The organism is Gordonia sp. ABKF26, assembly GCF_041103195.1.
GTDB lineage: Bacteria > Actinomycetota > Actinomycetes > Mycobacteriales > Mycobacteriaceae > Gordonia > Gordonia terrae.
On record NZ_JBGCVZ010000003.1, the window covers coordinates 3,916,164 to 3,934,357 of the forward strand.

The 18,194-nt window shown below is 60.6% G+C and carries 20 protein-coding genes; 10 read left to right on the forward strand and 10 right to left on the reverse strand.

All coding sequences use genetic code 11. The features are described from left to right. Window positions 1–628 precede the first annotated feature (628 nt). Window positions 629–1,183 carry a hypothetical protein gene (locus tag AB4Z55_RS18095; RefSeq protein WP_369520214.1) on the reverse strand — a complete coding sequence of 185 codons (555 nt, stop codon included), beginning with the start codon at window positions 1,181–1,183 and terminating at the stop codon, window positions 629–631. 251 nt (window positions 1,184–1,434) lie between these two features. On the opposite strand from AB4Z55_RS18095, the gene AB4Z55_RS18100 reads away from it, so the two are divergent. The 5 genes from AB4Z55_RS18100 (at window position 1,435) to AB4Z55_RS18120 (ending at window position 4,340) form a co-directional block, all read left to right on the forward strand. Then, window positions 1,435–1,740, forward strand: coding sequence for a type VII secretion target (locus tag AB4Z55_RS18100; protein ID WP_369520215.1), 306 nt, complete (start codon window positions 1,435–1,437; stop codon window positions 1,738–1,740). 86 nt (window positions 1,741–1,826) lie between these two features. Further along, the gene (locus tag AB4Z55_RS18105) at window positions 1,827–2,834 is read left to right on the forward strand and encodes a Tox-REase-5 domain-containing protein (protein ID WP_369520216.1); all 1,008 of its coding nucleotides are present in this window, start codon (window positions 1,827–1,829) and stop codon (window positions 2,832–2,834) included. A 13-nt stretch (window positions 2,835–2,847) separates the two neighbouring features. After that, window positions 2,848–3,531 carry a hypothetical protein gene (locus AB4Z55_RS18110; RefSeq protein ID WP_369520217.1) on the forward strand — a complete coding sequence of 228 codons (684 nt, stop codon included), beginning with the start codon at window positions 2,848–2,850 and terminating at the stop codon, window positions 3,529–3,531. Window positions 3,532–3,698: 167 nt separating this feature from the next. Beyond that, the gene (locus AB4Z55_RS18115) at window positions 3,699–3,977 is read left to right on the forward strand and encodes a hypothetical protein (protein ID WP_369520218.1); all 279 of its coding nucleotides are present in this window, start codon (window positions 3,699–3,701) and stop codon (window positions 3,975–3,977) included. 84 nt (window positions 3,978–4,061) lie between these two features. Continuing rightward, window positions 4,062–4,340: a hypothetical protein gene (locus AB4Z55_RS18120; protein ID WP_369520219.1), complete on the forward strand. Its 279-nt coding sequence runs from the start codon at window positions 4,062–4,064 to the stop codon at window positions 4,338–4,340. A gap of 92 nt (window positions 4,341–4,432) precedes the next feature. Here the strand turns inward: AB4Z55_RS18120 and AB4Z55_RS18125 are convergent, their stop codons facing one another. Together AB4Z55_RS18125 and AB4Z55_RS18130 are read right to left on the reverse strand one after the other, a co-directional pair. Beyond that, entirely contained in the window at window positions 4,433–4,993 is a 561-nt protein-coding gene (locus AB4Z55_RS18125; protein WP_369520220.1) for an ImmA/IrrE family metallo-endopeptidase, read from the reverse strand. Further along, window positions 4,990–5,355 carry a helix-turn-helix transcriptional regulator gene (locus AB4Z55_RS18130; RefSeq protein ID WP_369520221.1) on the reverse strand — a complete coding sequence of 122 codons (366 nt, stop codon included), beginning with the start codon at window positions 5,353–5,355 and terminating at the stop codon, window positions 4,990–4,992. The genes AB4Z55_RS18125 and AB4Z55_RS18130 overlap by 4 nt, the downstream gene beginning before the upstream one ends. 764 nt (window positions 5,356–6,119) lie before the next feature. Between AB4Z55_RS18130 and AB4Z55_RS18135 the strand changes: the two genes are divergently transcribed. Next, window positions 6,120–6,479 (forward strand): Lsr2 family protein, encoded by a 360-nt coding sequence (locus AB4Z55_RS18135; RefSeq protein WP_369520222.1) that lies wholly within the window; start codon window positions 6,120–6,122, stop codon window positions 6,477–6,479. Window positions 6,480–6,861: 382 nt separating this feature from the next. On the opposite strand, the gene AB4Z55_RS18140 is transcribed toward AB4Z55_RS18135, so the two are convergent. The 3 genes from AB4Z55_RS18140 to AB4Z55_RS18150 form a co-directional block, all read right to left on the reverse strand. Continuing rightward, on the reverse strand, window positions 6,862–7,194 hold the full coding sequence (locus AB4Z55_RS18140) for an Lsr2 family protein (RefSeq protein ID WP_369520223.1): 333 nt from the start codon (window positions 7,192–7,194) through the stop codon (window positions 6,862–6,864). An 865-nt stretch (window positions 7,195–8,059) separates the two neighbouring features. Next, on the reverse strand, window positions 8,060–8,209 hold the full coding sequence (locus AB4Z55_RS18145; RefSeq protein WP_369520224.1) for a hypothetical protein: 150 nt from the start codon (window positions 8,207–8,209) through the stop codon (window positions 8,060–8,062). A gap of 1,837 nt (window positions 8,210–10,046) precedes the next feature. After that, window positions 10,047–10,571: a CHAP domain-containing protein gene (locus AB4Z55_RS18150; RefSeq protein WP_369520225.1), complete on the reverse strand. Its 525-nt coding sequence runs from the start codon at window positions 10,569–10,571 to the stop codon at window positions 10,047–10,049. A gap of 509 nt (window positions 10,572–11,080) precedes the next feature. Here AB4Z55_RS18150 and AB4Z55_RS18155 point away from each other — a divergent pair. Both AB4Z55_RS18155 and AB4Z55_RS18160 read left to right on the forward strand, forming a co-directional pair. Further along, on the forward strand, window positions 11,081–11,938 hold the full coding sequence (locus tag AB4Z55_RS18155; protein WP_369520226.1) for a DNA/RNA non-specific endonuclease: 858 nt from the start codon (window positions 11,081–11,083) through the stop codon (window positions 11,936–11,938). 8 nt (window positions 11,939–11,946) lie between these two features. Further along, entirely contained in the window at window positions 11,947–12,507 is a 561-nt protein-coding gene (locus tag AB4Z55_RS18160; protein ID WP_369520227.1) for an SMI1/KNR4 family protein, read from the forward strand. A gap of 70 nt (window positions 12,508–12,577) precedes the next feature. On the opposite strand, the gene AB4Z55_RS18165 is transcribed toward AB4Z55_RS18160, so the two are convergent. Then, window positions 12,578–12,787 (reverse strand): hypothetical protein, encoded by a 210-nt coding sequence (locus tag AB4Z55_RS18165; RefSeq protein WP_369520228.1) that lies wholly within the window; start codon window positions 12,785–12,787, stop codon window positions 12,578–12,580. Between the two features lie 240 nt (window positions 12,788–13,027). Here AB4Z55_RS18165 and AB4Z55_RS18170 point away from each other — a divergent pair, with 240 nt between their 5' ends. Next, window positions 13,028–13,948, forward strand: a complete 921-nt coding sequence (locus tag AB4Z55_RS18170) for a hypothetical protein (RefSeq protein WP_369520229.1) — start codon at window positions 13,028–13,030, stop codon at window positions 13,946–13,948. Between the two features lie 24 nt (window positions 13,949–13,972). Here AB4Z55_RS18170 and AB4Z55_RS18175 read toward each other — a convergent pair whose 3' ends face one another. The 3 genes from AB4Z55_RS18175 to AB4Z55_RS18185 form a co-directional block, all read right to left on the reverse strand. Further along, window positions 13,973–14,503 carry a hypothetical protein gene (locus tag AB4Z55_RS18175; protein ID WP_369520230.1) on the reverse strand — a complete coding sequence of 177 codons (531 nt, stop codon included), beginning with the start codon at window positions 14,501–14,503 and terminating at the stop codon, window positions 13,973–13,975. Beyond that, window positions 14,487–15,443, reverse strand: a complete 957-nt coding sequence (locus AB4Z55_RS18180; RefSeq protein ID WP_369520231.1) for an oxidoreductase — start codon at window positions 15,441–15,443, stop codon at window positions 14,487–14,489. The genes AB4Z55_RS18175 and AB4Z55_RS18180 overlap by 17 nt, the downstream gene beginning before the upstream one ends. A 224-nt stretch (window positions 15,444–15,667) precedes the next feature. Further along, window positions 15,668–15,919, reverse strand: a complete 252-nt coding sequence (locus AB4Z55_RS18185) for a helix-turn-helix domain-containing protein (protein WP_369520232.1) — start codon at window positions 15,917–15,919, stop codon at window positions 15,668–15,670. A 676-nt stretch (window positions 15,920–16,595) separates the two neighbouring features. Here AB4Z55_RS18185 and AB4Z55_RS18190 point away from each other — a divergent pair. Further along, the gene (locus tag AB4Z55_RS18190; RefSeq protein WP_369520233.1) at window positions 16,596–17,699 is read left to right on the forward strand and encodes a hypothetical protein; all 1,104 of its coding nucleotides are present in this window, start codon (window positions 16,596–16,598) and stop codon (window positions 17,697–17,699) included. The last annotated feature ends 495 nt before the right edge of the window (window positions 17,700–18,194 follow it).

The window sequence follows — 18,194 nt, forward strand, 5'->3', positions numbered from 1 at the left end:
GTCAAGTCCAACTCTCCGAGCCTGACGAAGCTAGCGTGCCAGTTCGACGAGGGGCGCACTGTCCGTCGAGCGAACTCCCGTCAGCTTCGCATAGTCGCCAGTGCTGGAAACTACAGCGCATTCGAGCCCACCTTCCTTCGTCCGGCACCGTAGTCTGCTACGTGAACAGATCACGGTAGACACCGCGCGCGACGGCAAGTTGAGCTCCCTTCTCGTCCTCGACAGGTTGCCAAGCCCGGGGACAAACCCATGTCAATCACCCAGTTGGGGGGTGAGATAGTCCTCAGGCGGGCAGTGCTACGATTTCACGGAGTGACTGTGGCCTGAGTTCAGGTGCACCAACCATAAGCTCCGGTGGCCTGGGCTCAGTTGCACTGCTGTTCGCGCTCGCCGTTGTTCTACAATTCGGTTCGAAGTTCTTCGAACGGACCCATGTGCTCGCGCATGTAGGAAGGACGGTGTCCGTGCTCAGAAACTATGTGACACAGCTTTGTTCGGCTGCTACCGCTGTCGGTTCGTCTATTTTGGCGAGCGTGATCGCGTCAGCAGGCCTGAGCTGAGGCCACAGTCACTCCGATTTCCGTAAGGACTGCGCGATGGCTTCTGACTCTCATGATCCTGACGCCCGTCAGGTGTCGTATCCAGGATTCAGTTCCGCGGTGCGGTTGTGCCACACGACCGTGCCGAACAAAGCGGGGGGATCAAGCGCGATGACCGCCTTCTGACGCAAGTGGAACGCGGTCGGCGTCGAACTTTCCTGGAGATAGCGCCGGACCGCCTCAACAGGGTCGTCACCCAACTGCGCAGTGTCGACGAGCCGGAATATCGAGTCGACGTGGCGACCCTTCAGTCCCAGGCGCACATCCTCGGGATGCCGTCCAAACACCGATGTACCGAAATCGATCACTTGCCGCTGTCGGCGAAGCTGCGTCTTTTCAGGGTCGATTCGCACAAAGAACGAATGAATATCCAAATCCTTGACACGATGCCGACCTCCTGAGGCGTAATGCAGGGCGCCTCCCTGGGTGAGTGCAGAAAGCAAGTACGCGTCCTGGTACGCGTGCAGGTGTGGGTTCCGCCTGAAGAACGTCTCGACCTCGTCGTGGGCGATCTTGGCCAGTTGGCGCAGGTGCTCGTCCGTCAGTTCCTCGTGCGAGTATTCGGCGATATCGTCCGATGCCATTGCTAGAGCCTAGACAACCCCACGCCGCTATGCAGGCACGACGGGCGATTCACCAGACATAGACGGGGATCTGGAGGGAGCCAGTCTGGCGGGGGTCGGACATCGACGGGCAGGTAGATTGGGACCCCGACATGAACCCCATGCCCCTCCCTGGCGACGTCAACCCTGAACTCACATCGCTTGTGGATCGCTCAATATGTGCAGTGGCCGGATCTGACACACTGTTGCCGAGACATAGAGACGGGGGATCTATGACGAACAACGTTTCGGCTCGACCCGACGACATGCGCACGTACGGCGGCGCCGTGGGCGCAGCATCGACCGACATCGCTACCGCCGCGGGCGACAGTCAACTCGCCGCGGCGTCAGAGCAGGTCGCGGGCAGCAAGACTGCACTGTCGCTAGTGGTGCTCGACGCTGCCGTGAAGGCTGCGATCACGCGCGCAGCCGAGCAGTCCGAGCCGGTAGGTCCGAGCGTCGTCAACGCCGCGGCCTCCTACGAGAACACTGATGCGACTTCCGCCAGCCAACTCCGCGAGGGCGAGTTGCGCCTGTGACAGTACTCACCCGATCCGCTGTCCGAGCCTGGACAGCGGCCGCTGCGGCGACGACGGCGCGAGGTTCGCTCACATCGCAGGCGCGCGTGCTCGAGGCGGCCAGCACGCGCATCCGCGACGGCGGCAGCAACCTGGGTGGTGAAGGTGGATGGTCCGGTGTTGGGTATCAGAACGCGTTCGCGACGATTGACCAGCTTTACACCGCGAACATCCGGACCGCAGACATCGTCACCCAGGCAGGCGATGCTGCATACAACGGCCTCACCGAGATGCACTACGCCGCGGTTGCTCTGCTCGCGCAGGCAGACGCCGCCGAAGCCGATGGCTGCAAGGTGAGCGACACCTGGCAGGTCACGGCCGCCGATACGGGCAGCGACGACGCCGAGGCCAAGGTGGCACTCTGGCAACCGATCATCACCCGCTACTACCACCAACTCGAGAACGCGGACAACGCCAGCTCCGGCAAAATCCAGACGGTCGCGTTCCCGCTGCTCCTTGGAGCGCTCGCGGGCGCCAGCCTCCTCGAGATTGCCGCCGTCGCGTTCGCAGCAGCCGCGGCAACTGTCGGCGTGGCCTTGGCCATCTCCTGGGCGATCGAGCACTTTCCCGACATCGATATCAACGAGCTTCTGAGTCGCAGCAATATCGATACGACCGGAGGCGGGAGCGGCGAATGGGTACCGGAGAACGAAACCGGATGGTCGAAGGAAGCCAGCGACTATGAGCGGCAAGTCACCGGCACCGATTCGGGTGTGACCTACCGGATTCCGTCGGAAGACGCCCCCAGCGGGGCCATTAAGGTCGACGGCATGGAGCCTGCTTCGGACGACTCCAGAGAGACGTGGATTGAAGCGAAAGGCACCTCCAGCTACGACTGGATGATCGAGGACGACGGATCGATCCGGAAGAACACCAAGTTCGCAGAACAGCTTCCCGATCAGTTGCAGCGTCAGTACGACGCCGCCGAGGAGCACGACGCCGAAGTTGAATGGCGCGTCGCCACCCCGGCACTCGAAAAAGCAATAAAGCGTCAGATCGAAGACCTCGGACTCGGTGATCGCATCCGGGTCGAACATATCCCACCGGAGAAATAACAAAGTGACTTCGATGATCATTCTTGGCGGTTGGGACTGGCGAGCACAGTCCCTAGAATCGGCCGCCCAGTCCACCTCCCGAATGGTGCTGGCGATGCCGAACGAGCCAGCCGGAGAGTGGGTCACTCCTCGCAACGAGGGCGGCACCTACATCTACGACTCCCTCGACGATGCCTCAGATGTCTCCGATCTCATGGGGCGTATCGAACGGACCACGTTCGACTCGGCCGGCGGACGCCGCCCCAAGCCGGGCTTCGACATCAAGGTCTATCGACTCACCGACGCTAAGGACTACGCCGTCGAGTGCCGAATTCGCGCCGGTCTTGAAGGCCCGCGTGGCGTTCGCAATCACACCCTCGCCAGGCTGAACTTCGATAGCGACGATCAAGTGTTGGTGGCCCGCGCCGTGAAGGATCACATGGCTGCTCTGGTCCGCGCCTGGCACCCGGACTACCTCAGCGCGCACACCTACGAACTCAGAGACGCGCAATGCTGGGACTCGTCCACCCGTCAGATCCCGGTCGGATGGGACACCTACCTCAGCGACTCTGTCTCACTTGATCTCGCCCCGCTCAATGGCAGCGACATCATTCGTTCAGAGGAAGACGGCGGACTGTACCTGACGCTGCCCGGCACTCCAGACGCGCCGAGCGTTGAGAGCGCGCGCCTCGTGCGGCAGGCTCTCGGGTACGAGTAGCAGGTTGTCGCCTAACAATCCGCCGTGCAGCACCGTAAGACGTCGTCATTCAGCCACCTACGACCCGATCAAGGAATCATCCATGACCGACTTGATCGAGCATCTCTGGTCGCGGGCGCAGCAGCAACAGGCCGGGACCCCTGCGCCAGGACTGAACCTGTAGCCAGATGCCCGCAAAGATCTCCGCCAAAGAATGGAAGGCCCTGACCGCAGAGGTCGCGCCGGTCGTTGAGAGCTGGATCAACGACCACGCCGACGTCTTGACCCCCAAAGGGCAGAAGTTCGCCGAGCGAGCAATAGCGAAGGGGAATCTCGCGGGCGATGCCGGCACCAGGCAACTGTTCGAACCGGTGCTCCTCATCGCCACTGCCGCCGAACCGCTCGACATCGACCGCCTCTTCGAGGTGTGCGACCGAATTCCATTCACCGGCAACTACTTACAGTAGGAGTACGTTCGCGCCACATTTGCCGCCGCATACCGCATCTACCGTCGCGCTGGCGACGACGCAAACGCCGCGCAGCCATGGCTGATGCTTTCGTACCCCGAGAACAACGAACAGCATGCTGATCCCTTCGCCACACGGCCCGAGGTCGTGCGCAACCGCGCCAACGGATCGGCCGTTGGTCACAGTGCCAACTATCCGCGCCCATCGACCACAGTGCCTGCGCTACAACATCTCCTCGGGGCAGTTCGCGAATGGACGATCATGTGGGCGTATGGCAGTTCTGATGTTTGGCCGCGCGAGAATCTCGATGGTTCGCTGGCCGAGGCGATTGCATCCGCCGCTGCATTTGTCGCTGCGCGATGAGCCTCGTTCGCGGGTGTCGGGCGGTCGGCATATCCAGGTCAGCCCGCGGAACACCAGGTACCGATCTTGGCGTCTCGCCGGGCTTAGCTGGTCTACCGATCAGACGCGCGACGCCGGATCTGCTGTCCTCCACTAATGTTCATTCGCCACCGCGCCATTTGCTCACTTATCTCGTACATGTCCGCCACCACGGCAGCGGACATGCCACGAATAGCGAGCTTACGTGCGACGTCCGTGGGGAGAAGTAGCTCGCCGCTGAGAAAGTCCGCTTCTTCCTCGTGAACACGGTTGTCGGTGCGACAGCCGTTAGCGTCGAGCAACCTCGCAGTGTGAGGATGCTCGCGTACCACGTGCGCCAACTCATGACCAACCGTTGACCTGATGCGAGTCATCGGATGCAGATCGTTGACCAGGATCACCGAACCGAACGGACCGACCGGAATCTGCGCACCAGAGAATTTACTGTAACCCGCAGCGCCAAAGTGGTCCTGTGACTCCTCACTGGCGACTGTCGACATCTCAATCACCGTGACGCCGTACAGTTCAGCGAGAGCGAACGGATCGAAGACGCCGTTGTTCCCGGCACCCACTTCGAGGCGCAGCTCTGCAGCAAGACGTCGAAGCTCAGCTTTGGTTCCGCGCGGCATGGTCATTGTTTCGACCGCACCGCCTGTTTCAACCGCACCGCAGCATCGATGACGTCCTCGAGATACTTCACGTCGTCAGCGTCCAGGTCTGGCCGCGCCCGTAGTAGCGGCGCGATCTCGGTCATCAGACTCGGGACATCGTCGCTCTGCCCAGGCTCCCCCGCAACGAACCGCTCTGCCGGGATCTTGAGGTAGGCCGTCAACGTCATCAGACCCTCGGCGTCTGGCTTATAGCCATTCGCGAGTCGGGACAGGAGCGAGGGGCTCACTCCGATGTCCTTCGCCAACTGTCGCATCGAGACCCCCCTCTCACGCCGAACTGCGTCGAGCGCCGCGTACAGAGCGTCCGTATCGATAGTCCGCTTCATGCTCAACTTTGCTGTGCTCCCATGCTACCAAGTGTTGCAGATTCGATGCGCTGGCGCACTTCCGGATCATGTTGTAGTTTCGTATCAGCGTTTCACTTTCGAAGCGCGCGAATCTAGCCTAGGAGTCAGCATGGCCATCACGGCCCGTACCGGACAGCAGTGCCCCGTCAGCGGCGTGTGGAAGGCGCAGTCGACGCCCTCGACAACCGCCCCGATCGCAAAGGGGAATGTGATGCCGCCCTACAACAACCAGGCAGTCACCTGGGAGCTACAACGGCGGGCATGAACGGTTGCTGCGCCACCGCTAGAGAGAGCGAGAGGGGGTGATTGAGGTGGCAAAGAACACCGGAAGCGGTTCGCGCCGCGGCTCCGTTCGTTCACGGACCCAGGTCTCAACCAAGAGCGGATACATCAAGCGGAACTCCAACACCGGCCGGTTCATGGACGTCAAGGCGGATGGGAAGCCCTTCAAAGGCGTCCGACGGGAAAACTAGCGATCGACCGTCGTGCCGGGCCTGGTGGTCACAATGGGGAAGTCGTGACACCCAGGTCCGGCCAGGCATTCTCGAGGTAGGCGCAGACACCGCGCCCAGAGGAGCAGAAGCCGATGCGTGTGTACCAACTATTCGGCCGCCGGCTGCACCGTGATACGGATCAGAGTTAATCTCGATCGACTTCGAATATGCGATTTAAATTCACTCCGCATATCCCCGAGCCCAGGGACGTAAGCGCGTCTTAATACCCAGTGCGCTAGCCTCAACCTCATGGCCCGAATTCAAACAGTCACCGTCGTTGACGATCTCGACGGACGCGAGCTCGATCCCGAAGCAGCCCGTACTGTCTCCTGGACGTGGTTGGGCGTCGACTACGAGTTGGACGTCTCCCCCGCCAACCTCGACAAGATCGAAGAAGGCAAAGTAACGGTCGCCAAGCTGCTGACTGCGTCCACGCGTGTTGGCGGGCGACGACAGGTTCGCGGTTCATCGAAGCGAAACGGCGCCTCGAAGGCCAGTTTCTCGCAGAACGCACAGATTCGCGAATGGGCTATAGCCAACGGGCTTGAGGTCTCACCGCGCGGGCGTATTGCACGCGACGTCGTGGAGGCGTACGAAGCGGCGAACTAGGCGAGGCGCCCCGGCGCAAGCTGATCGGCGATGAGGTAGCGGACGACGGTCGGATCGCCGGGCACGTGATCGGACTTGACTTCGATGGCATCGAAGCGTGTCCACCACGTTCTGCTTGCGCTAGAGGAGGCGAGTCGTGCGCACGCCTCACACCCTGGTTCGTATGGTGGATCGTCCATGGGTCTTAGACGCACCGACGGTCAAACCGGTTCCATCGTCGAAGGCGGCAGACACGGGAGAGCACAACGTAAGGCGCTATCGCGAATGCCTCACGCGGCAGGGGCACGTCGTTCAAGAGCTTTTCGACCACGATACCGATCATCACGGTTCGAGTGACTCATCTCTCGACGTACTACCTCGGCTGAGGACGCACTTGAGGGCGCTAGTGCGCGGCCTCGAACGCATCGACGATTTCGGCGGGGATACGACCGCGAGCGCTGATCTCGTAGCCGTTTGAGTGTGCCCACTGCCGGATCGCCTGGCTCTGTCCAGCAGGTCGACGACGCTGCGCAAGACTCTGCGAGCCGCGAACGCTACCGACGGGCCGCGACGCCGCCACGTACGCCTCCAGACCGGCGAAGAACTCTTCCGCATGCGCGGGCGACGTATCAAACTCGTATTGCTTACCGTCCAACCCGAACGTGACGGTCACCGCGCTATCCAACTCTTTGCCGTCTATATCGTCAGTGACCTTTACGACTGTTTGTCGCGCCATTGCTTTCCCCTCCGGATGTAAGTTGCGGAACCTCCCCAGTTTCCGCCGCGTTCGGCACCCTAACACAGAGCGACTACGTACGCTTCGCGGATGCCCGACGACTCGTTCATATGCGGATTGGCCGGAACGTCGGTCGTCCGATTGGCGGACAGGAGCTCTCTTGATACCTCCCTGAGTAGGCACCCCGAACGGGGCGAGTCCCTTCATGAACGGTAGTCCGGTGCGTAATCATCGAACTCGAAACTGCGGTTCTCAATTCTGGCGATCAGTTCCTGGATACCGTTGCACTGACATTCGTTTCGCTTCACTCAGCAGCAGACTAGTAGGCCAGCAAAACAGGGCCATCGTTTTCTTTACCGGTGTCAAGCTGAAGCCAACTCACGCTTCTATCGTCGGCAATCAAAATGACCCCCTCGACGGCACCCACTCCAAGAAGGCATTGGTTACCTCGGCAATGTCTTTCGGGGAGAACAGACCATAGTGAAATACCGTCTCGAGCCAGCCGCCCACGAACACGCTTTGCCCCGTCAGGTACTCAGTCCACTCCGACAGGATCAGTAGCCCCAGGCATTCCTCTGCCTCGGCAATCTCGTCAGGCGAGTACCCGGAACGGTACGTCAGGCGTAATACCTCGTAGACCGGTGAGGAGCGTCGTTCAGCCTCGCTCGAGCCCTCAGAGAATCGAAGCACCTCGGCTCTTGTGCCTGGTTCCACGTGCTAGTGTGCCGCTGCAACGACGTCATCGCGCGACCCGCCGGCGACCACCGTCCGCGCCGCGGAGATCAGCTCGTCCACCGTTGAGTGTTCTCCATGTTCGGAGACGACGGCACCAGCCACGGAGCGTGCCAGTCCATCGCGTGTATCCCTACCGTCGCGGGGGCGTCGGACGCACGACATTGCTGCCGATGTCGTAGATCCGCCACGTTCCATCGACACGCTTGAGTTCGTACAGCAGGCCCTTCCCAACGATCGGGATCGGCACGTCCTCCCGCGTCATGTGCTTGTCTGCTCGCATCACCCATAGCCAAGACCGGCACGATTCCCGCCGCTGTAGGCAAACGGAACCAGGAACTGTTAGCATTTCTAACCCTTTCGAATCACCGAGATTTCCGAAAACCGCCAAGGCTGATACCTATCGTACTAAAATCGCAGTCACTGATGTCAGTGACAGGAGAACACAGTGGCTGGAGAGCAGTTCAAGAATGCCACACTAGAAGTCAAGCGGCAGAACATACGGCGCACTGCGGCAGAATGCGGTCTGCGTGTGACCGCCGAGAGAAATGGCACGCACACGCCTAATTCGTTGCATTACGTCGGCAGGGCAATCGATGTTGCTGGATCAGCACAAGGAATGGCGCGATTCTTCAGGGCCTACGAAAGGCATGCCCAGAACAGGATGGGCGTCTGCGAGCTTTTCTACGATCCTCTTGGGGCATATGACAACGGGCGCCGGATACCTTCGATCGGGGGTCATGGCAACCATGTGCACATCGGCTTCGATCCGCCTCCGTGAGCAACCTTCTCATCAACTCACTTAGTGGAAGGACGCTCTATGCAAATAACCGGAGTCTCGAATCAGGGGAGCAAGTGCGTAAATCATCACGCCGTCCCGGTGAATGCAATGTTCTGCCCTTGGTGTGGTGTTTCGATTGGCCTTAAAGTGTCTCCACAGCAGGCCCCGGTCGTATGGGGCGAACTCAATGGTCCCCGATGGTCGCAATCTCACGGCGCAATTGGTTGCCCGAACGGACATGCTGTAGGTGCGTATACAAAATTCTGTAACGACTGTGGACTCGCGGTTCCAGTGGACATTCAACACGATGCGCAAGCTACCCTCGGCAATCAGATTGCAAAGCAAGGATTCTTCGAGACTAGAGTTCAACGCTTTCCGTAACCAACCAGAACCTGACATTGTCTTTAACTATTCGTAGTAGACCAGCCTTCACTGACTTCGGCATGTCTAATCTCTCGAAGCGGAGGGAGATCGGGGTGTCTGCTGTCGGATTGACATGAGGAGGCTTTGAAATTGGAGTTTGCACTCGTTGGAATTCAGAGATTCTGGTACAGAAATGGCAGCGAGCGACTCAGCTCAGGCAGATCCAGTGAAAACCAATCGTTATGTCCGTGAACACTGAGGCTGGCACCATCTACTACCGCAGCGTAGGTTAGGGGTCGGTTGAGCGTGAGAGGATTCGCGCTGCTGCGATACACTCCCGCTGTATTGAATCGCTCTCGAATCTCGGTTGATAGACCATCAGAATCGACCGCCAGCATTGTGGTGTTCGGCATTCGTGACTTGTTGAGATCGAGCACAACGCTGGCTAGCGACTGAAGCAGCGGAGGTGTCGACGCTATTCCTTTGGAAATCACCTCTTCTACTGGAGGTGACAACGTGAACCGGCCTAGAGCCCCTGAGAGCCTGCTCGTTACGCTGTGAACCCAGTCGAGGTGTTGCTCAACTGTCTGCAGACCTAGGCCCCCGCTCCATCCATAGACGGGCACCATCTCCAAGTCACTCGTATCTCGTCGCACATAGAGCGATACGTAGGCGCGCGTTCGAAGTTGGTTCAATTGGGTTCCAACTTCGATCCAGTCTGGATTCTGGGCGACTCCATTGAGTGCTCTTTCCAAAACCGTGCCCGAAGCGTGCGCAATAAGTTGAGCAGACTCGAGTTCAGCGGTCTGCACAGGACGGAATCGCTGCGCCTGCAGACCGACGCCGATTACCTGCTTAGTCTGAGTCCATGACATTCTATAGTCCTCTCGCGAAAGGTCGCCGATCGGCGACAGTTGGTAGCGATTGAGGAGTGAGCCTTCTTCTTGTCACGTCGTGCTACGGTGACTGGTGCTGATTACCGCGGCGTCGCAAACCAGCAGGTCGAAGCGGAACGGACAAACCCTGTGACGCAGCCGGTAGATGTGTTGCCCTCGAGTGTGACGAAAGTGCCGTTGTTGTTAACGCCACGGACGAGACCCATGTGTGTCGAACCTGTACCAAACATGTCGCCCTGTTTGGGCCGCGAATGAAGCATGCCGGCGGAGCGTGCCCAAGTGCGTACGGAGCTTACAAGTCCGGGGTTTGCCCAAGGAGGCCGTCTGTTGCCTGTTCGCAGGTAGCACCACGAAACGAAGAATGCGCACCATGGCTGAGGGCCTGACTGTGGCCAGAACGCTCGTACGTAACGTTGTAGGGGGATGCCTCCGTTCTGGCCGGTCTCGCAGACGCCTCGTTCGCCGAGCGCCATATAGACCATTTGCAAGCCCAGCGAGCCAGCCAAGCCGTCGGGTTCACCGCCTTGCAATTCGTCGTGTTCAACGGGTACGAGTCCGACAAATACTGCAGGGTCCGGTGCAGGTATCGATGTGTGGCTGTCCATTCGAATCTCCCGAATCGCCTTCAAGATAAATAATCGACATTGTCTACGCGGTCGGGTATTTCTATGCTAAGGCGTCTCGAAGACAGCCAGTCGCGACTTCGCATATGGCTGCGCAAAATCGGTTGAGAGAATGAAATTCTGAAAAATTCAAGACGTAGACGGCAGTTGGGTGATATGTCGGCTGGTCGGCCCGGCGCCTATGATAACGGTACTGCGAGTAACCTGCCGTTCAGGGAGAACCCCAGCGGGGGTCAGACTTCTGGTCGCCGGGCGTTTGCTGACGATGATCGACGAGGTAGACGCGAGTCGCGGACCGCCCACCAGCGTGCGGTTACTCCTACTTCAACGCAGTCCGATATCCACGTACGTACGGTGGTCGGTCAAACTGTAGACAAGAAGTCCCGGGTCGACTCGTTCCCCAGCATTATGTAGATCGCCGCTGACACTCCAGCGCTTACGATCACTACTCGGGGGAACAAATGCTCAGAGTCCGATCTCTCGTCATCCTGTTGCTGTTTGCCGCATTGCTTGCTGCGGGGCTCCATGCGACACCGTCCGCCGTCGCTCCAGCGCACGCCGCGACCAACTGCGACACGCTGCCGTCACGGCTCGACGCCTATGCACGCGAAACCAACACCTACAACAGCCAAGTCGGCGCCATCAACGCTCGGGGTGGCGGCAACCCGGGGCAGGTTGCCTACTACAACTCGTGGAAGTCGCGCCTCGTCGCACAGCGCAGCGCGCTCAACGGAGAACTGTCCCGTTGTAAGTCCCAGGGCCGCCTCGGCGATGTTCGTCCACCGACTGGACCTGGTGAGCGAAACGCACCGCCGCCGCGCCAAACGCCGCCTCCCCCGCGACAGACGAACCCGACGCCAGGATTCCCGGCGCCTCAGCAGTACCGGCCCGGCTCCAACGTTGTCAGCGACCGAACGAACTCCATCGGATCGCGCGAGGTCCGCTTCCGCGACGGCGGGACAGCCTCACTGTTCTCCCTTGAACGTGGGCGTGCTTCGGGTATCAGCGGTCGCCTATCTGCTGGCATGCGGGACCAGGGAACACCCTCCGTTCCCCGAATCACGCCTCGAGGCTACGGCGGGAAGTTCAACATTCGCGGTCACCTGCTCGCGAACCGCCTCGGCGGCCTCGGGGGCGATGCTCGCAACATCATGGCAATCACAAGGAGCGCAAACGCTAGAATGTCCCAGGTCGAGAATCATGTCTACCGGGCGCTGAAGACCTGCGGAGGCGGCAAGGTCGACTACACCGTCATACCTGTGTATGGACGTTCGGTCGTGCCCGAGCGCATCGTCATCCGCGCGGTGGGCTGCGGACTCAACATCTCGCGCGTCATCCCGAACGTCTAGGAGTAGCAGTGACAACTGGAGCATTCCAGCGTCTTGTCGACCTGGTAGCCCCGCCGTCAGCCGGTGCCGCTGTCCAGTGGGCCGACGTCGAAGACCGCCTCGGGCTTACGCTTCCCTTGGACTACAAATTAATCGTGGAGACGTACGGCGCCGGACTGTTCGGCGACGAGGTCACCGTGTGGGTTCCGGGCGGCGCGGGTGGAGAGGATCTCTTCAGCGAGGGTCCGGCCGCGCTTGAGGTGTTCGGTGAAGTGCGCGAGTTCGTCGTAGAAGATCATCAGACCTGGGTGGAACCTGACGGCTCTGAGTCGCCGGTTAACGCCGCCGCGATACCCGCGGGATTCACCCCGTGGGGTGGCGGAGCAAGCGGGGCATACGGATTCTGGCACCGGGTCGGCGACGATCCCGAAGCGTGGCCAGTCCTGTATGTCGACTTTCGCGAGGCGCTCTACCTCTACCACCGGGGCGGCATAGCGGGGTTCATCGTCGATCTGCTGACATCGACATATCCGCGCGACCGCATCCTGGTGGAGTTACCCCGGTCTCCAGGGTTTGCTGCGATCCCGTAGTTCCCACTTCGGGCTCGAAATGCCCGCCGCCGGCCTGTCCTCTCACAAAATCGAGGGCAGGCCGTCGTCGTCACTCCCAGTTGTTAAGCAGCTCAACGAGCTCCGAGATCTTAAACTGCACGCCGTTGCCTGGGCGGGTCTTGCCGTTCATCCATTCGCCCGTGGCCTGTCCGATACGGAGGTTCCCAACGTGTTTACCGCTGTTGTCCGCTATGTGGAGCGTGATCCCGTTATTCTTGAGTTCGATTCGCACGTCACTGAGGTCGGCTGTGATCTTCATGCCACTGGGTGTACAGCACCACACGTCCTCGCATAGCTGAAACTGGGATCTTCTGAGGACACACCAGATCAGACTCACACTCGCTTCCCTCTGGGCTGCTGCGTCCCATGACATCTGGCAATCAGTCGACCCAACGCCGCTGTATCCGTCACAGTTCCATCGTCCCGGCCCGAATCTCACTAACGAAATTCACCCGAACGGCCGACAGATCGCGCTATCGGCCATCGCTACCCTCCGGGAATGTCGATCGCACCGAGCCCCGGTGAACATTGGGTCTACCGCAAGAACGACCGGGCAGCCTCGCAGGAGGTCGAGGTTCTCGCGATCACGACTGACGGCCGTAAGCAGCGCTGCGAGATCCGGTTTGTCGAAGATAGCCGGACAGAGACGGTGCCCGTCGCTCGATTACGCACCGCCTGGGAGAACGTCGAGGCGTTCGACATGCGGATGAGCAACTGGGAACGGCTCGGCGACTTCGACCTTCACGACGTCGAGCAATACGCCCTCGATGACGTGTTCGAGACACTCGTTCCCGAAAGCGTCGCCACATTAGAGTATCGACCGGTCCGGTGCGCGGTTACCGTTCATGACGAGGCCAGCTTCGCCGACCTGATCGGCGTTCCCGTTGATGACGTTGCACGCCAGTGCTTCTCCTGCATGATCGAGGGCGATCTGACTCTGTCGCCAGAGGGAGCGCTGATCGCAGCTGAGCTGATGTGCCGTCGCGATCCCCAACCCGTGCTCGACCTGGTGATCGCAGAAGAGGCAGACGCGCGAGAGAAGTGCCGCCACGGGCGCTCCTGGGGTGGCAGCAAGATCCACGGACGAGATCGATCGGACCCGCAGTTCGAGTGGCAGGTGTATTTGGAGTCGACGCGCCCGCGCCTGGAGCTTCTCCGTCAGTGGTGCGGGTTCCGATCGGTCACCGCTGACGAACGCCGGCGCGCGGCTGAGGACGAAGCGCGCCGGCTCGACCTCCTGCTGGTTCGAGCTATCGAGGCACTCCCTGACACCCAATCGGCCCTCGCGGACATCCTTCGGCGTGAGCACGAACTGGAGCGAATCACCCCCGCCCGAGTACGTCCGCAGGTCGACCGACCACTTCGTCCCGACGAGGTGCAGGTCCGCGAGGTCAAGGTTCGCGGTCGCCGCTGGTGGTGAGGTTCGCTCGACGGCGGATTGTCGCTACGACATCGTCGATGTATCCAGCAGGCGCCGCAGCACCCATATGACTCGCGCCAGTGCGAGTACCGAAAGCAGCAGCGCCGTTCCGACAAACGCCTGAATCCACCAATGGCCCCGGAAGGTCGATGAGTCCCCGAGTATGCCCACAAGTGCGCTCGCAAACAGCAAGGCGAGACTGGGAAGTACTCCAATGACAGCATTCCCGACGCGCCCCTTATCGCTATCGGGCAGGAGCCGATCGATGGTGGACATCGGCGTACGCAGAAGGTTGACGAGTACGGAAACGCTCGTGAGCGTGAACCCAGCCATCGTCCCGGCGATCGTCGCAATCACCTGGTAGGTGGCTAGACGCTGCGGGGGCGCGACATCCTCCAGTCCCAGGGGAATCCACTCCTGTTTTCCGGCAAGTAACCAAGCGGCGATGATGAGAAGCGCGACTAGCAGGTCCGCCCACCGGTGACGAACCCATGAGTGCTGCAGTTTCCGCACCGGGCCGAAGCGGAAGAGCGGCGTCTTATGCGGGCTGGCCATCGTCCTGGTTTTCGACAAACTGCGCACGGTGGCCGCTCGGCGTCTGATCGACTATGGGTACGACCCTGCTGAGGTAGTCGCTCCTGTCGCGGAGGGCTTTGCCCAACACCTGACGGGCATACGCCACCGATTCAGCGGGATCGGCCAGTCGGTCAGCATCGACATCGACCTTCTCAACGAATCGATCGGCCAAAAGGTCTACCGTCCGCTGTTGCCCGCGGATTGTGCCGGTCACGCGAGCCGATTGCATCTCAGACAACCCAGATGATCCGCGGAGCTGGCTCGTGAGTTCCCGGATGCGTTGACGGATCGTCTCTTTGAAAGATCGACTCCCTCTGCGACCGACGGCCATACCGACGTGGACCACACCCCCATTCTGCGCAAGTGCGCGACTCGCAGCGAGAGTCTCGACCCAATCGCCGCCGACCAGGTCACGATCGATCCGCTCGGCGGGGATGGCCACCTCGATCGACGAAAAGCGCATCTCGTCGAGCACCTGATCCAGATCCTGCGTCAAGACAGGGTCAACGCCGACTTCGATCGATAGCTTGGCCGACAGGTAGTCGCACAGCCGCTTCGCTCTCGGCCCGTCCCCACTCGTCAGCATGGCGACGACGTTGTTCTCACCGAACATGCAGTAGGTCGGTTCAAGTAAACCTTCGCCGCTGGCGAGCCCAATGGGTTTCCGTGTACCGCTGCGGTCGCCGATGCTGGGCAGGTTCTCTCGGCGCACCTTGTCTAGCACGACCATGGGACGTCGCTCGTTTCGCTCCTCTGCGTGAGCGATCAGCACCATTCCATCTCGGCACGCGAGATGACGATCCAGTCCCGCTTCCTGAGCCTCGCGGAGCACTCGCGTCACCTGCCTCGCAGGGAATCGACCCGAGAGTGAAGCACCATCGACATCGACGATCCGCCAGTACTGAACACTGCGTTGCATCGCGCGCTCCTCAATTCTCGTTCTATGTAACCGTATGCGGCACCACCGACAGGCACTCGTCCGCTTGGGGTTGGCGTCGCGCCCAGGCGTCCAGACATTACGGACATCCCGCCGCTCGAGAGAGCCGACGGGCGAGCCTCGCCGCAGAATCCGGCAATTTCATCCAGCCGGAGGACAGTCTGGGTTACGCACACGCCAACTAGGAGATTCGAACCACTTCGCGCTCAGTCGGTTGGTACCTCAAGTCCGTCGACCAGCTCACCGGGCACAGTGTCGAGTCCGGCGGCGATCTTCAGAATGTTGTGCAGTGTCAGATTGCGGCGTCCGCGCTCCACCTGACCGAGGTAAGTCCAGTGCAGCCCGCATCGCTCTGCGGCCTTCTCCTGACTGAGCCCGAGTTCGGTTCGCCGCGCAAGCACCCGAAGACCGAACTCACGGGTCGCCGGCGAGACAGGCGACTTGGACGGGGCAGGCACACCACCAACCCCATACGTCCCATGACCATCAATCCAGAGACGTTGAATCCCATGTCTATGAATCCTGGTACATTGGTCCGACCGAGACCGGGCGGTGCCTGGGGTCGGCGAATTGGACACCCTATCTGGTGGGGAGGTGGAGCTATGGGCGGCGGAGGCGGTTTCCTCGGTGGCGGCGGTGGCTTGATCTGAGCCTCGTGCGTCACCACAAGCAGTCAAGAACCCCTGGGCGTCGTGTACACGCCCAGGGGTTCTTGATATTACTACTGCCAGAGCGAGCAGATTGTCGGTGCCGTCCCGATTCGGCTCAGTCTTGATATACGCGGCGGCGCGGCCCGACCGGTGCACGGTATGAACGTCGGCTCGCGAAAACGGACCCTCGACGTAGGCGTACCCACCCTTGGTGTCGATCCAGTCGACCATCGCCGCGCGGGGGACACCAACCGGTATCTAGGTGGAGTGGTCGCGCCACCTAACCACAACGACGTGCTCAAAGGTCGATCCATCCAGACATCCTTCGGCATGTGATCTGGAAGGCCACTGCCACTCCATCCGTGTCGTGGCGACGGCTGTTGCATCGCCTGACTTCGTCTCTACACAGCACCCCTGGCCACCAACCGTTTGATGCGAAATAGTCTGGGCCACAACGCTTTCGTTTGCTATACTAACTATATTCATGCGTGACCCGTTCGAACGAATTCACACCATCAAGCTGGCACTCATTGCCGTCAGTCTTAGTTTCGCCGGGCTCGCGCTGATGGCTACCAGCGTGTGGTTCCTGGACGACGACAAGCTCTCGAACTTCGTATTTGGCGTTGGTGATGCCCTTCTCATCGCCGCCGCGCTCGGCATCGTCATCGACCACCTGCTCAGCAAGAGTGACGACGAGCGAAACGACGCCCGGCTTGACCGGCTCCTGAAGGCCAACGTGTCAGCCTTCCGGGAATCAGTCATCAAGGGATTCGCCTTCGACGCCGAGGATCTCGCCCGCGTCGCCACACCCGACATGCTCGACCGCATCACCACGAACAGCCTTGCCCTGCGTCTCGGTGACGCAGAGTTTGCCGAGGAAGTCTACGAAGACGTCCGGGACCAGGCCATCACTGCGGAAGAGCGCTGGCACGACGCCAAGATCTCCGTCCGCCTTTCGATGGATACGGCCACGAGCAAATCTCGTATCCCGGCGTACATCGCCACGATCCGCTGGGAGTACACCACGGTTCCGAAACACGCCGTCCGACGATTCGCCGTCGTCTCCGATCGGGAGGACTACCGCGAACTCGTTAGCGAACTCGGCGCCATGTCGGCATGGTTCTTCCGGCCACAGGGCGCCATCGACGCCGGCTCCACCGAGGCGTTCGAACTGGCCCAGTTCAGCGTCAACGGCGAACAGCGCACAATCAAGCGGTCTACCCGCAAACGCGGACAGATGTTCACCGCAGCCATCGGCAAAGACCTCGTCGACGCTGGCCAAGCCGTCACGATCGCCTACACATACCGAGTCATGCTGTTCCAGCACGGACACCTGCTGCATCTCGACATGGAACAACCAACCCGCAATGTCGACATCGAGCTGGATTACAGCGACACCAACATCGACTACGTCAACGTGCTTGACTTCTTCGTCAGCAGCCACAAGACCAACATTGAGCACATGCCGCCGACAGTGCCCGAGCGGTCGGTCGTTGTTTCGCACGACGGGTGGGTCATGCAAAGGAGCGGGGTAGTTTTCGTATGGGTTAGTACGCCAGCGATGCGGTACACGACGACACGACAGTGAATGAGACCCGGCTGGACTTGACTACTTCGGTGCCTGTTGATTGCCTGTGACGGCCCTCCGACTCAGCACTGGAGTCCCGATCCACGGCACCCGCCGTTTCACGTACACGCATGATGAATTTCCGCACAGGATCGCCTGCATGACGGAAGCCTCCATGATAATGAACCCAACATCTACTGCCTACTGAGCCCGACACGTTGAACCAGGGACGTGAAACCATACCCCTCGCAGCCGTAAGGCGGAGCTGGTCGCCGACTTGGCCCTGCCGGGCCCGCATGGACAGAAGGCCCAACCAGAACACTTGCCCGGCCAGACGATCGAACACAAGAACACCCAGGCACGCATCACGAGCGAGCCGCCCGGTTTGCGTCATTGCCACGTGCGAGGAGCGTCCAACTGCATGCGCCGGAACAAGCACGCTTTGGTAGCTCGCTCCACTCGTGCGAGCAGGGTGGTTGTAACTATCGTCCATGAGAAGGACAGTCATAGACAATG

Coding starts and splice junctions, on each gene's coding strand:
- AB4Z55_RS18095 (WP_369520214.1), bottom strand. CDS start 1,183: ATGGCATCGGACGATATCGCCGAATACTCGCACGAGGAACTGACGGAC.
- AB4Z55_RS18100 (WP_369520215.1), top strand. CDS start 1,435: ATGACGAACAACGTTTCGGCTCGACCCGACGACATGCGCACGTACGGC.
- AB4Z55_RS18110 (WP_369520217.1), top strand. CDS start 2,848: ATGATCATTCTTGGCGGTTGGGACTGGCGAGCACAGTCCCTAGAATCG.
- AB4Z55_RS18115 (WP_369520218.1), top strand. CDS start 3,699: ATGCCCGCAAAGATCTCCGCCAAAGAATGGAAGGCCCTGACCGCAGAG.
- AB4Z55_RS18120 (WP_369520219.1), top strand. CDS start 4,062: ATGCTTTCGTACCCCGAGAACAACGAACAGCATGCTGATCCCTTCGCC.
- AB4Z55_RS18125 (WP_369520220.1), bottom strand. CDS start 4,993: ATGACCATGCCGCGCGGAACCAAAGCTGAGCTTCGACGTCTTGCTGCA.
- AB4Z55_RS18130 (WP_369520221.1), bottom strand. CDS start 5,355: ATGAAGCGGACTATCGATACGGACGCTCTGTACGCGGCGCTCGACGCA.
- AB4Z55_RS18135 (WP_369520222.1), top strand. CDS start 6,120: ATGGCCCGAATTCAAACAGTCACCGTCGTTGACGATCTCGACGGACGC.
- AB4Z55_RS18140 (WP_369520223.1), bottom strand. CDS start 7,194: ATGGCGCGACAAACAGTCGTAAAGGTCACTGACGATATAGACGGCAAA.
- AB4Z55_RS18145 (WP_369520224.1), bottom strand. CDS start 8,209: ATGCGAGCAGACAAGCACATGACGCGGGAGGACGTGCCGATCCCGATC.
- AB4Z55_RS18150 (WP_369520225.1), bottom strand. CDS start 10,571: ATGGACAGCCACACATCGATACCTGCACCGGACCCTGCAGTATTTGTC.
- AB4Z55_RS18165 (WP_369520228.1), bottom strand. CDS start 12,787: ATGAAGATCACAGCCGACCTCAGTGACGTGCGAATCGAACTCAAGAAT.
- AB4Z55_RS18170 (WP_369520229.1), top strand. CDS start 13,028: ATGTCGATCGCACCGAGCCCCGGTGAACATTGGGTCTACCGCAAGAAC.
- AB4Z55_RS18175 (WP_369520230.1), bottom strand. CDS start 14,503: ATGGCCAGCCCGCATAAGACGCCGCTCTTCCGCTTCGGCCCGGTGCGG.
- AB4Z55_RS18180 (WP_369520231.1), bottom strand. CDS start 15,443: ATGCAACGCAGTGTTCAGTACTGGCGGATCGTCGATGTCGATGGTGCT.
- AB4Z55_RS18190 (WP_369520233.1), top strand. CDS start 16,596: ATGCGTGACCCGTTCGAACGAATTCACACCATCAAGCTGGCACTCATT.